This window comes from Breznakia sp. PFB1-19 (assembly GCF_029893935.1).
In the GTDB taxonomy this organism is placed as follows: Bacteria; Bacillota_I; Bacilli_A; order Erysipelotrichales; family Erysipelotrichaceae; genus Breznakia; species Breznakia blatticola.
Genome location: NZ_JARXXJ010000015.1, coordinates 12,197 through 27,814, shown reverse-complemented (window position 1 = coordinate 27,814; position 15,618 = coordinate 12,197). Strand labels below are relative to the sequence as shown.

Genomic DNA, 15,618 nt, shown 5'->3' with positions numbered 1-15,618 from the left:
AGACCATATTTTATGGTTTTTCAGCAACCACGGGAGGGATAGAAAATGAATAAGAATTTTCAAAGATTTTTAAAGTCATTACTAGCCATAGTCTTGTGTGTGACCTCGGTGGGAGTCTTCTCCGCTGATGTTCTCGCAAAAGATGATGCACTAGCAAATGATGATGTAAGTGTAAGCCTTACACAAGATTATAATGAACAGGAGAATAAGGAATACGTCAATTTTACAGTTGATGCAATTCACGCTGATGTTAATGTAATCAGTATTGTGTATCCAGATGCGACAGAACGCAAAACGGACGAAAACACATACGAATACGTTGCAGAAAACAACGGTGTGTATGAATTCACAGTAAAATACTTGATCGACAATCCAGATACGCTAGAGGCAGAAGAAAAAGAATATGTCTTTAACGTGGAAACGACAAGTATTCAGGAAGTGAAAGAACCTGAAGTTACAACAACAACTAATGAAGCAGCTTCAGTATTTGCACCATTCAACAGTATTTTACCAACACTTGCACCAGTGACAAGTGATAAAGTAACTGTAGAAATTCCTGATTACGTCGAATTAAATGGTTGGAAAGCCGGACAAGCATATGATGTGGTTGTTACTGTTGATTTAAAACAAGCAGGAGCAGCAGAAAGATATATTAATATCACATTACCTCAAGGTATGAGATATGCTGCATACCCTGTATTCGACAAAAACGAAAACGATATCACACAAATACCAATGCCTTCTCCTAACGATGTATTAACAGAATCAGTAGCGAAGTTACCTACAAAAAGTGCATACTATGATAGTTATTCTGGTAAGTTAAGTTACAAAATTAAAGGTGATGTTGAAAGTTATGAACTACGCTTAAAAGTTACACCTGATGAATATTTAGCATACGGAAATAAAGATAACTTTGCTAATGCAATCGTTGTTGATGCTGAAGCAAACGGAGTGTCTCTAGGAAGTGTATCAACAAGTGTTAATGTTAAGCATACAAAAACTGGGAGTTCATATTTTAATCAAACCGCTGCACATACGACAGCTAAGTTAGGAGACACAACTCCATTATTAACTGCACCGATGTTTATGGGACTTGGTAATCCGCATAACCCATATCTATTAGAAGCGGAGTATAAAATTTACTATCCAATTGGGGCAAAATTTGATTCAGTAGCTCAAGGAGAACTTGTTAGTTATGATGATACTGAAGGGTATGCAATCGTAAAAATCAAAAATTGTAGACCTGCCAGAGATACTGGAATAATTCAAATTCGACTAAAAACAGATGAATTGACAGCAGGAACGCATGTTGCATCAAAAAAAGCAGAAATGAAGTTTACATATTATGATGGAACAATAATGAACGGATTAGCACCAACTGGATTAAAAATCAATGTGATTGATGAAAGTGCAATTAAAGATAAACTAGGAATACACGCACTTACGGTAGAGTATAAAAAAATTGTTGAAAACCAAAAGTCGGTAAACCTTATATACTACCTTTCTGGAACGACGATTAAAGAAATAAAAAATCAATGGTTAGATATCTCAATTGAGGATTATTTAGCAGATACTATTACTTTTCCAACGGGTTCAAATCCAGGAGCGGTAGTAACTTATACAACAACAAAAAATAGAACTGTCGAAACAAGCTTATATAAAGTTGACACAAATGACGGTGTAGTCCAATATGGAGTAAATAGAGAGACAGAAGGTCTTGATACTAATGAGTATTTCGAAAAAGTTACTGTGAATATCGGTACATTTAAAGCGGGATACAATACTGGCAATGTGCCTTTAAATGGCTACTACGGTAGTAAATATAAAGTTATTGGAAGCCTAGATGAAAGTTCTTCAACGGGAACAATTAAGCTTCGTACTTACGCATTAGATGAAAACAAAGTGGCTGCCACTGAAACAGTGAGTGAATTCACAGGAACTGTAAACTATGAATCGAATATAATTTCTCAGCAAATAGATGATCCTACAGCAAAAACTCTAGCGCTTAATGCTGGAGAAACTGGAGAACTTTCATTTAAAATAGATCATAATTTGCGAATAACTAGGGAAACAAATGAATCGTACGTTTCCTTAACTAAAGACCCTTCAATGATATTGAGAGTCCCTAAACATATAACATATAGTAACTTTAAAGCAACTCAAAATGGTGAAAATGTAAGTATAAATGTTTCAGAGCCATATGAGAAAAATGGAGAAACATACATTAAAATTGATACAAAGACGTATTTAGGTGGGTATGTTGATGGTAAATATTATGGTGCTATTGAAATAACATGTGATGTCACTGCAAGTTTGCTTGCATCAGGAAGCTACAATTGGAAAGATAATTGCTGGTGGACCGCGGCAAACACTAAGTATAGAGGTACTGACTATAAATCTAGCTTAGATGTGAATGATATTGTTAATAATGGAGATGCGACTGTTGACTCTATTTTCTCGGTACAACAAAATACAGTGTTAAACATCAATGATAAAAAGTCATTACTTATTGATACATATTTAGTTCCAACTGGAGGATCACGTCAACTACCATATGACGGAAATGCAGATTCTGCTGTTGGGTTTACTCCAAGTGCAGCAGGTGAATATACTGTTGAAGTTATGAACAACCGTGATACTAGTGTTGACAGCTTTGTAACATACTTACCAGTACCAAAAACTGGAAGAAATGTTGGGACAGAATTTCAAGATAATGCATTTGCTTGGGACATGAAGGTTACAGGTACTGCAGATATTGAGGTTACAGATCAAGACACTGTAAATGAAGCTAAGAAATCAAAATATAAAGTTTATTATAGTGATGATGCAACTTTAGATACAGTTAAAATTAAAGCGGACGGAAGTGATTCGTCAACGTCTGGTATTACATGGACAACAACGCCAACTGCAAATACACAAATGATTAAAGTTGTGTTGGATGGTGGAATGGATCCATATGAAAAAGCAATATTGAAATTTGACTATGAAGTTGCTGAAGATTCAGATAGTGTAACTGGAGCAGGTGCTGCAAAACTTGGTGCAGTAAATGACTTTATGCCATATACATACTTTAAAGCGGGAAGTGCAAGTTGGATTAATGGAACACGTGTTGGAGCAATCTTACAAATTGGTTCTATTGAAGGACAATTATTCCTAGATAAAGACCTTGATGGTATTTACAATAATTCTGATGAAATGATGAGTAACGTTGCATTAACATTAACTAAAATGGATGGAAGTTCAACTGTAACTGTTAATACAAAAGCAGATGGATCATTTGCATTTGAAGATTTAGCAGCGGGAAGTTACAAAGTAGACTTCAATGGTGCACTTAGTGGTGGAAACAAACAATACTTCACATTTAAGAATAAAGCTACTGGAAGTGATATCGGTTCTATGGTTGATAATGCAGGAGCTAATACAGGATTAATTCTTAATGTAGATCCTACAAAAGAAGAATCTAAGAAATTAAGTGTTGGGGTAATGGATTACAATCCATCATCATTGACAGTTGTGGCTATTGCAACTCCAGCTACTGTAAAAGAAGCAAATACACTGGGTTCTGGAACGAAAACAAATATCACAACTGTTGTAGTTAGTGAAGATACATTTAGTAAAGTAAAAGCAGAGGTAAATTCAATTACTTATGCTTCTCAAGATCCAACAATTGCGACAGTAAGTTCAACTGGTGAAGTAACGGGTGTAAAAGCAGGTACTACAAAAATTGTTGTAACTGCTACAGATATGTTTGGTAATACAAAAACTAAAGAAGTAGATATTACAGTTAACTCAAACAAATTGCCAGAATTAACATTATCTACAGCAACAGCTACTCTTGAAGTAGGAGATGCATTTGATCCACGTTCATACATTACAAGTGCTACAGATGTTGAAGATACTGCATTAGCTACAAGCGATGTAGTAATTACAAACTTAACTGATGCATTGGTTGATAAAAATAACAAATTAAATGATACTGGATCATTCACATTGAAATATAAAGTTACAGATAGTGATGGTAATAGTGTAGAGAAACAAATTGCATTTACTGTTGAAGATAAAACAGTCCCTACATTTACAACATCAACAAAAGAGTTAATCCTTGAATTAGGAGCAGCTGATAAGTATACAGTTGCGGATGTTGCAGCGTTGTTAAGTGATGTTGTGATTGATGACAATAATCCAAACTCATTACCTATGACAATTCAAGCGAAAAACTTTGGTGATATTAAACAAGATGAAGTTGATACAGTAGGTAAAAAAGTGGTATTCTTTGTTACAGATGCAGCAGGATTAGAAACTAAACAAGAAGTACTTGTGAAAGTTAAAGATACAACTGCTCCTACATTTGATGTAGAAAACAAAACAGTAACAATTGAAGCAAGTGAAAATATTAGTTTAGCTGATTTTGTTACTAAATACTTAGGTACTATTACAAACACAGATAACGATAAAGCATATGCTGGACAAATTGAGTCAACTGCATTTGAAAGTCTAGTTCAAACAAAAGTAGATAAAACAGGAAAAGATATTATCTTAACTGTAAAAGATGCTTCAAACAATTCATCTAGCGTAACTGTAAAAGTTAAGGTAGGAGATACACAAGCACCTACATTATCTAAAACTAAAGATGAATACGTATTGGAAGTTGGAAAAACTATTGATTTAGCTGATTTAATTAGTGCATCTGGTGTTACAGCAAGTGACAATGATAAAGGATCAACACTAGAAATTAAATCAGACAACTTTACAAAACTAAAACAAAATGAAGTTAACAAAAACGGTACAACTGTTATTCTTTATGTAGCTGACAATTCAGGTTACAAAACAACTACTGATGTAGTTGTGAAAGTTGTTGATACAACTGATCCAAAATTCACAATCGAGAAAAATAAAGCAAGATTGGAATTAGGAAAGAACTCAACACTTCAAGATGTAATTGATCAACTTGGAACAATTACAAAATCAGATAATGATCCAGCATCTACAAATAGCATGGATATTACATCTGCTGAGTTTGGAAGTATTAGCAAAAATACACCAAGTGTTACTACTATTAATGTAACAGTAACTGATAAATCAGGAAACTCTACATCATTACCAGTAGAAGTAACTATTTCAGATACTACGAAACCAACATTTGATGTTGAGAAAAAAGATATTACAATTGAAGCTGGTGTATTGACTACACCTGCTGAATTAGAATCACTACTTGGAAAAATTACAATCGAAGATAATGATCCAGCGATGGTGAAAACAATTGATTACTCTGATTTTGCTAAAGTTGATCAAGCTCGTGTTGATAAAGTAGGAAAAGATGTTACGTTAACTGTAACAGACCCAACAGGTAACAAAAAATCAGTAACAATTAAAGTGAAAGTTGAAGATACAACTGTACCTACATTAACAGTAGATACTAAAGAGTATGTATTAGAAGTAGGAGATACAATTACTCTTGCTGATTTAACTACAGCATTAAATGCAGTATCTAATGATAATGATGAAGGTTCTAAACCACTTGAAGTTAAATCTGCTGACTTTAAAGATTTAAAACAAGGTGTAGTTAATGAAGATGGTACAAAAGTAACATTATATGTGGAAGATAAAGCTGGACTAACAGCAACTGTAGAGGTAACTGTAAAAGTTGTTGATACAACTGCTCCAGAATTTACAATTGAAAATGATGAAGCAAGATTAGAATTATCAAGTGCTTCAACACTTCAAGATGTACTTGACCAACTTGGAACAATCACAAAGTCAGATAATGATCCAGCATCTAAAAATGACCTAGAAATTACATCAGTTGATTTCAATGACATTGATTTAGATGTAGTGGATGAAACAGGAACAGTGATTACATTAACTGTAACTGACAAAACAGGAAACTCAACATCACTTCCAGTTACTGTAACAGTAACAGATACAACAGATCCAACGTTTGAAGTTGAAAATGAAACTGTTGAATTTGAAGTGAATACAGAAGTAACTTATGAAGATTTCTTAAAAGCAGTAAATGTTACAAAAGCTAAAGATAATGATGTCTTAGCAGATGTAAACGTATATGCTACAAACTTTGATGACTTAGATACAAGTGTAATCAAAGATGGAACAGTAATTACATTATATGTAACTGATCCAACAGGAAATACAACATCAATTGATATTACAGTAAATGTAATTGATACAACTGCACCAGTTGTTGATAGTGACTTAGTAACTATTTCATATCGTGCAGAAAGCGAAGTAACTGAAGCAGAATTCTTCGAACAAATCGGATTAGTAGTAAGTGATAATTCATTATTAGCACCAACTGTTACTTCTGACTTTGCTAAAGTTGACTTCAACCCTGAAGATTTAAAAGAAATTAAACCATTCCTTGTAACAATTACAGTAACTGATTCAGTTGATAATGTTACAACTAAAACAGTACAAGTGAATATCGTGAGAAAAGCACTTTACTATATTGAAGGAAATGACATTACATTAGAAATGAGTGAATTAACTTCACACATTGAAGATGGAACAGTTGAAGCATTTATTATTAATAAAGCAGGAGCGAAAGCTTGGAAAGATGATTATTTAGATGGAATTACAGATTTACCTGTATACATCAAAAACATGGATGCTTTAAAAAATGCAAAAGCTGGAGAAGATGTAATTCTTGACTTAGTATTAACAAGTCCTACTTCTGCTAAAGCAGCAAGAATGCTTGTTAGTGAAGAAGATCTTGAAGTTGTTGTTGGACAAGTGAAAGTAACAATCAAAGAAGAAGTAAAAGCAAATCCATCAACACCAGGTAAAGATAAAGACAAAGATACATCAGGTGATCCTGCAACAGGAGTTAATTTATCATCAACAATTAATGAAATGATGGCATTACTATTAATCTCTCTTGCTGGTATTGCAATCTTCACAAGAAGAAGACGTACAAACAAATAGTCATTTAACATAGATCCTATACTAACTATGTATGATGAATGGTGATATTCACCAATACCCAAAAGGTTGGCACTAGTGTCAACCTTTTATTGGATTTGTAATACAAATATGGAGATTATAAAGTTTTTGTGAAGTGCGTGTCAGCAAGAGTTGATAATCCGAACATTACGCAACAAATCATCATTATTCTCACTGAAATACAATTGAGTGCATTGGCGAGGATATTTATGATTTATATAGTGGGGTTGCAAATGAGAGAATTTGTTTACTGTATGTGTAAAAAATTCTATTGTTGGCAAGTAGAACGCATATCGAAAAGTGTGTGTATGTAGATGATAGTTCGATGTATTATCTAGGAAAGGAAAGAAGAAATGAAACGAACGCAAAGTAGTTTTATTCGCAAGCTATTTACGGTAGCAATTATTATGTTTGTGGTAATAGGGCAAGTAAGTAACTATTCAGTAATGGGTAAAGCGAATGAGGAAGTGGTTGAAGAGAATCCACAAGAAGAAGGTACTCCAGAAAATGGAAGTACTCTTGGTGAATCGGAAACAGCAGAAGAGATTGTTATAGTGGAGGAAGAAATAGTTGATGAACCAATAGAAATTCCAGCACTAGAAGATGAGATAAAAGAATATGAAGAAAAGACGGATGCACAAGATTCATCACAAAGTGAAAACAATGTAGAAGAATCAAAAGAAGGTGCAAAAGTTAAACAAGTCAACACGGGTGATGTGGCTAGAAAAGTTCAACCAAGAACTGGGGTTGTAGCAGAAGCTGATAGTGTATTAACATATACATTTTCAACAGATGGTACTAAGACAGCAACAGTAACGGGAACAAAAGATGCTGCATATGCTGGAGATTTGGTGATTCCATCAAAAGTTTTAGCAACAACAGATGGTGAAGAATATACAGTAACTAAAATTGGTGCGATGGCCTTCTATAAAGATACTGGAAGGACTTTTACTGGAAGCCTTGTATTTCCTTCAACAATTACTGAAATTGAAGACTATGCATTTACTCTTGTAAATGGATTTACAGGAGACATCGTAATTCCTAGTACAGTGAAGAAAGTTGGAGACTATGCATTTTATTGTTTTGGTAGTTATAAAAAGCCGATTAATGGGAACGTGACAGTAAATAGTGAAACGATATCTGAGCAAGCATTTTATGGCAGCGTTTTTACAGGTTCATTAACTATTGGTCCTGAGGTAAAGGATATTGGTGAGTATAGTTTTAGCTATACAGGGTTTACAGGAGATTTTGTTCTTCCTAGTACAGTAACTTTAGTCAATAAGTACGCATTTTATTATTTTGGGTATTATGGGAAGGTGCAAAATGTTGATATAAATTGTTCACTTCCAAAGTCAAATGTCTTTCAAAGTGCAAATATCAATGGAAAAGTGACCTTTGGGCCAAACGTAGCGTATATTGGAACAGAGGCTTTTCGCCAAGTGAAAAACGCTACAGGAGATTTAGTACTACCTTCCACAGTTAAAGGTGTTGGAACGTACGCGTTTAGAGAGTTTGGAGTTAATGGAAAACCAGGAAACTTAACAGTAAATTGTGATTTGTCTAAACCAGCTGTTTTTTATCGTAGTGGATTTACAGGTGCGTTAACGATTGGTGAAAGTGTAAAAACTATTGAAACGCAAAGTTTCTATCAGGCAACAGGGTTTACAGGAGATTTAGTGCTTCCTTCAACTCTTAGTTTAGTAAAATCATGGGCGTTCTATCAATTTGGAACAGTTGGAAGACCAAACAATTTAACAGTAAACTGTAATCTTGATGAAACTGCCGTGTTTCAAGAAAGTGGATTTACAGGAACACTAACAATTGGTAACTCTGTAAAGACTCTTGCAAAGCAATCGTTCAGAGGGGCAACGTCATTTAGTGGAGACTTAGTTTTACCTGAGACTTTGACATATGTTGGAGAGTTTGCATTTGAAAAATTTGGAACAGTTGGAAGTCTAAACAATTTAACAGTAAACTGTAATCTTGATGAAATTGCCGCGTTTCGAGAAAGTGGATTTACAGGAACATTAACGCTTGGAAATGCAGTAAAAACAATTGGGCATTATGCATTTGCAATGACAAAGTTTACTGGGGATTTGGCATTACCTTCTAGTATAGAGTATGTCGGAGAAGCAGCGTTTCATCAGTTTGGTAAAAATGCGACAGTTAAACCACGAAACTTATTTGTAGATTGTGACTTGACAGAAAGATCCATCTTTTATGAAAGCGGGTTTACTGGAACTTTGTCCTTCGGTGAAAATGTTGAACATATTTCAGGAATATATATTTTTGCATTTTGTGATTTCACTGGAGAACTAGTTATTCCAGAAACAATAAAAACTTTCCATGGACGTGCGTATGAGGGATGTTTGGGTATATCTAATGTTATTCATAAAAAATTAATGACATTAACAGGAAGCCTTCCAGATGTTAATACACCTCCGGTTGGATATCCTGAGGTTAGTGGATATGAAAGTACTGCGCAAAACTATAGTGGAGATGTAATGCTGCAGTCTTCTGCGAAGTGGACAAATGATGCTTTAAATGAAGCAGAACTTCGTGTGGATTTTGCACGTTCTAAATTAAATACGAGACTAGATTATGTATTCGTGCTCGATTATAGTGATTCTATGCTAGTTCCAAAAAACATTTCGGGTACAGATGATAAGTATCCTAGATCATTAATTATGGAAGATATTTTATCTGATGCATATGATATGATTTTGGAAAAAAATGGTGAAGGATACGACAATAGAATCGCTTTAACAGCTTTTGGAACAGATTCATTATGGAGTACAGATGGATTCCTTGAAGATGGAGATGCGTTAAGAGCAGAAAAAAGAACGTTGATTGAAAGTAATTATACAAATTACTCGGAAGGTTTGCTTGCGGCAAAAGAATTGATTGATAATAGAGAAGATACAAGTAGAGAAGCAGTTATTATTTTCATAACTGATGGAATTCCAAATGTTAAGTTAGAAGATGGAACAAAACTTCCAAAAGAAGAATGTGATGGTGTGGCTGAAGCTGCAATTTTACGTGATGCAGGTGTCAGGGTATATCCTCTTGGTATTGCTTCAATTGAAGCAGAATACGAAAAGAACTTGAAAGATATTTCATTTGATAACGAAACATTCTATCTTGCAAAAGATGACAACGAATTTACAGAACTTCTATCAGAAGCGATTCAGTATATTAATGAAGATGAACTTCCGATTACATCTCAAGTAGAAGTGGATTTATCAAAATACTTTGACTTCTTGAGTGGTACAGATGCTGATATAGATGTTCTTACTGAAAATAGTTCAGCAAGAATTGAAGGAAATAAACTGATTTGGGATATCGTTGAAGCTAAAAGTGGTACAGTAAATTCAGTTACAGTACAACTAAAACTAAGGGATGGAAAAGAAGATGCAACGGGTAATCTTCCAGTAACTGCTAGTGTTGTTGGAGATAAAATAGCTGCAAAAAATCATCCGAAATTAAATAGATACTATGCATATCATGAATTTGTAAGTGTTACAAAAGGAAAAGAACTTCCTGAAAGTATTAAGAATATGGCGCCAGAAGCATTAGGTGCATTTAGAACAGGAACAACAGTACACGCTACAGAATTTAGTAGTGATCCGATTGTAATCGGAGAAGACCGTTGGATATTCCAAGGGTGGAGTACAACTAGTACAACGCTTGAAAACAGTAACTATATTTTTGCTGGTGCATGGAAGTGCGAGCGTGATGATTACCAGGTTGTATTTGAAAAAGGTGACAGTGGTATTTTGGTTGGCGATGATAATAAGGAAGCGGTAACAATTGATGAGCGTGTGTTATTCAACACATCTGTCTCATATGTTCCAGTTGTAAAGCCAAACGAAAGATACAAGTTTGTAGGTTGGTTGCTTAAAGGAACTGAAGATGTATACAGTAGTGAGAAAGTTAAACAAATGTTGATCACAGAAGATGTAACATTTATTGCACAATATGAGAAACTACCAGAAGACAGTAAACCTAATGTTGCAACTAGCAACACAGTGAATTCAGGAGATACTACTGATGTAAACGTGTATTTGTTGCTTGGACTAGTAGCAGTACTTGCTCTAGGTGGATTTGGATGGAGTAAAATAAAACGTTCTAAAAAATAACAATAGAGTGAATAAAGATAATGAAATGTGGGGTGTATACAGTAGTGTATACCTCGCATTTTCAATTAAGTAGAAGTTATGGTTCATAAAACACATAAAACAAACAAGAAAAAACTTGTTTGTCAGCGATTATCTTTATACACTTATGATGTTGGAGTCTAGATTTCTAGACATAGAGATAGAGATAGAAATGAAGAGAGGAACATAAAATGAAAAAGATTATAAGTGTTGCACTTGCAGTGGTTATTGCATTTGCAGCGATTTTCACTGTTGAACAGCAATCAATACGAGCAAGTGCTGATGTGATTAAAACATCAGACTATAGTGCTAGCAGTGTGTTTAATTATAGAAGTGTATCAGGAGGGATAGAGATTACCTCTTTGAACAAAAGTTGGTACATTTCGGTTGCTGGTAGTGAATCTACCCTAAAAGATGTGGAACTAACAATTCCAGATGAAATTAATGGTTCGAAAGTAGTGTCTATAGGTTCGTTTGCATTTGCAAGAAATGGAAGCGTTCCAGGTTGGACTGGCTCATACATGCCATATACAATTACAAAGACAGATATGACACAACCAACAAAATTAACTACAATCAACTCAAGCGCGTTTAATGCACAGTATCAAATGACATCTTTAGAGATGTCGGATAGCGTGACAACATTACAAACAAAAGCCTTGCATCAAACTGGTTTGAAGCAAATTACTCTGTCAGATAATATTACGTTTATTGGCGAGTTAGCATTAGGTTCCATTGGTGCAGTAGAATATATAAAGGTCAACGGAAAAACCATAACTTCAGCCATTACTTTACCGTCTAAATTGGTGACAATCGGTAATAACGCATTTTCTTTTCAGATGATACAAGATGGAAGTTCAGTGTTTTTTGCGATTCCAAGTACAGTTACTTCTGTGGGAAATGAAGCGTTTAAAATAAATACGATTAGTCCATTCAAAAGTGTTCAAATCATAAGTGAAACAGTTGGGGCTTCCTATACATCTACATCTTTTAATATAAGCGGTACGAGTTCTTCTGCGGTTGCAAACAGCATGGTTGTTTTTTCAAATAAGTCTGAGTTTGATAGAGTAAATGCGCTTTCAGGAACTGATGCAAATTTAAAGAAGCAATTTACATATGAAGTAGAACTTCAAGCACAAGATACAAATGGAACAGTACTAAGTAGCGAAAAGAAACTATATAATCAATCACTTCAGTATACGAAAAATACAACAACTTCTTTTTGGGAAGTCAACACAGCGTATACATTACCTTCGCTTGATGGTGTAACACTATCAGCTGGATATCAAGCGAAGTGGTTATATAAGGACACAGCAAAAAAAGTAGAAACGACAGATATATTATCTGGGACATATCTTGATGCAGCTGGAGTTGTAGCTCTAACGCCTGGAGTGTATCCAATCGAACCTGTAATTAAGCCTACGGTAAATGGTCAAATTGTTGACGCAATAGGAACAGGAAATATTACATATGATCTTAATGTTCAATTACAAAATGGAAATCAGAAAGTTGGAGTCGACGTTTATCATCCACTTCTTTTGAGTGAGTCTGGAAGTTTAACAGGTGGATATGTTGAGTTTGAATATTACTGGATAGATATTCAAACAGTTGCAATGGGTGGTTCGTGTTTCTTAACGAATGGTACTCGTAACTATGATTATACTGATGGGTTTAGTAAACTAACAAAAATAAACGAAATTAAAATACGTAGTGAGCAGGATCTAAGAAGTTTTAGACAAGTGACACAAACATGTTCTGGAGACGAATTTTATCGAGTAGCTATACGTGGAACGTATTATGATGGAAGTGGTGCAAAAGAAGTATTCTATAATGCAGGTACGGGAAGTATAGGTGGCAATACAGTAGGAAATACTACCAATACACATTTTGATTTAATGGTATACGATCAAGTAGTAGTTGCTGATATTACATATGATTTGAATGGTGGAAATATTGCAGGTTCTGAAGCAGATGTAAAATGGACACAAGTGACAGACTATGAAACTTTAGGTGATTATGAAACTGCAATGAATCCAACTCCAGACTACAAACAAGTAATAAGAGAAGGTTATCGTTTAGTGGGATGGGAAGATAAAGCATATGGAGCAATTATTTACCCAAAAGCAATGGACAAACAACCAATTGTTGGTAATAAAACATATACAGCTGTTTGGGAGAAAAACGGAACGGCGACAGTCATATTTAACTATGATGGTGGAATTGATGATAATGATGAGAAGATTACAATTGTAAGTGGTGAACCAAATGAAACCTATACAGTTCCTTCAGTTACGAAGGAAGGTTATGAATTCATCGGTTGGAATGTAGAGCCAACTAAGAAATTTGGTGATGCAGGAAGTACAACAATTTACACAGCACAATGGAAACGATTATCATATAACGTAACATTCAAACAAGGAGATAATGGTACACTCAGCAATAAAAAGGGAGATACGGCCTCTACAGTATCAGAAAAAGTAAAAATTAGTGATACAGTCACGTTTGTGCCAGGTGTTACGGCAAATACAAATTATGAATTTGTTGGTTGGAAACACGCGGGCACTGGGAAAATCTATTCTAATGAAGCGATTGAGAAATACAACGTAACTGAAGATGTGACATTCACTGCAGTATATAAAGAAATAAATAATGCAACAGTTATCTTTAACTACAATGGTGGATTAGATGATGACTCAAAATTCATGAAGACAATCAATGGAAAACCAGGGACAGCATATGCTACACCAGTTCCAACAAGAACAGGTTATGAATTTGATGGATGGAATGAAACTCCAACATTAGTGTTTGGTGAAGCAAATAGTATAAGTATTTATCATGCACAGTGGACACCAATTTCATACAAAGTTACCTTTGAAAAAGGAGAACATGGTGTACTAACAAATGAAGCAAATGATACTGTTGATACAGTGGAAACAAGGGTAGTATACAAAGAAAAAATTACCTTTGTTCCATCAGTGACATCTGATGCTTCATACAAGTTTGTTGGTTGGTCAAAAGATGGAAGTGAAATATTATACACAAGTGATGAAGTTAACGATCTAAAAGTCACAGGTAATGTGGTATTTACTGCAATTTATGAAGAGATTGGCGAAGTAACAGTTATCTTTGATTATAAAGGTGGAGTTGACGATAACTTAGAATATATGAGTGTAATCGTTGGGAAACCAGGAACAGCGTATATATCACCTTCAATCATAAAAGACGGCTATACGTTTGCTGGGTGGGATAAACAGCCTACATTAGTATTTGGCAGTGCTGGTAGCACAAGTGTTTATACAGCAATTTGGGAAACATCATCTCTTGAAGTAACATTCCTACCAGGTGAATATGGAGATATGTTTGATGCGGACGATGCAAAAATTGATACATATGCAGAAGACGTGAAATATCAAGATACAGTAACATATGTGCCGGAGATTAAAGTATACGAGGGACATACATTTAAAGGATGGTCTTTAAATGGTTCAAGTACGTTATATGCTAGTGAAGATATTGCAAAAATGAAGATTACAAAAAATTCTGAATTTGTTGCGCAGTATGAAGAAGTAGACAATGCAACGGTAATCTTTATGTACGATGGTGGAGTTGATTCACAAGGAGCATTTGGAAGTTACGTAGAAGGAAAACCTGGAAAAGCTTATGAGGTTCCAGAAGTAACGAAAAAAGGATTCGCATTTACAGGATGGGATGTAGAACCTACAAAAGTCTTTGGAAAAGCAGGTAGTACAACTGTTTATACAGCAACATGGAGTGCAGATGAACTGCTTGTCGTGTTTGAACAAGGAGAACAAGGAATCTTAGTAGATGCTTCTGGTAATACAACAAATACGATGAACGAACAAGTAGTATTTGGAAATCAAGTGTCCTATGTTCCATCAGTAAAGAGTAATGAAAACTATGAACATATTGGATGGTCGATGAATGGATCGTCAAGTGTATATTCAAGCGAAGATATCGCAAAAATGAATATGGAAGAAAGCACAACATTCACAGCGGTATATCGTAAAATAGATGTTTGTAATAGTCTGCCAAATGAAGGTGGTAATACACCAGATAAACCAAGTGCTAATTTACCATCAAAAGATTCAAAACCAAATGGAAGTGCTAATTCAAATCAAACACCAAATTCAAAACCATCAATTGAAACTGGTGATACAAGTAGTGCATCGAAATTATTGCTTACGCTATTTATGGCAGCAGTTAGTGTTGCGTTATTAATACGGAATAAGGTGCGATCACTTTATAAGACTGAAAATTAGTTTATAAGACTTGCGAATAGACGCAATGAATCAACGTCTATACGTAAGTCTTTTTTTGCGAAAATCGATAAAATAAGTTGGAAAAAATGAATCAAGAATTCATCATTCGTTATCGTTGACAGTTTATATATAATAATTTTAAAATGTAAACACAACTTAGGTAAGGGGCTATGAATTAAAAAATATTTATTATGAATTAATTGTATGGATTGTTCAAAAAATGC

3 protein-coding genes are annotated in these 15,618 nt (G+C 34.6%); all 3 read left to right on the top strand.

From position 1 onward, the window contains the following. Positions 1 to 45: 45 nt before the first annotated feature. The 3 genes from M2098_RS07975 to M2098_RS07965 all read left to right on the top strand — a co-directional run bounded on the left by M2098_RS07975 (position 46) and on the right by M2098_RS07965 (position 15,394). On the top strand, positions 46 to 6,939 hold the full coding sequence (locus tag M2098_RS07975; RefSeq protein WP_280683430.1) for a LapB repeat-containing protein: 6,894 nt from the start codon (positions 46 to 48) through the stop codon (positions 6,937 to 6,939). Between the two features lie 371 nt (positions 6,940 to 7,310). Beyond that, positions 7,311 to 11,096 (top strand): leucine-rich repeat protein, encoded by a 3,786-nt coding sequence (locus M2098_RS07970; RefSeq protein WP_134169320.1) that lies wholly within the window; start codon positions 7,311 to 7,313, stop codon positions 11,094 to 11,096. A 209-nt stretch (positions 11,097 to 11,305) separates the two neighbouring features. Then, on the top strand, positions 11,306 to 15,394 hold the full coding sequence (locus tag M2098_RS07965) for an InlB B-repeat-containing protein (protein WP_280683431.1): 4,089 nt from the start codon (positions 11,306 to 11,308) through the stop codon (positions 15,392 to 15,394). The last annotated feature ends 224 nt before the right edge of the window (positions 15,395 to 15,618 follow it).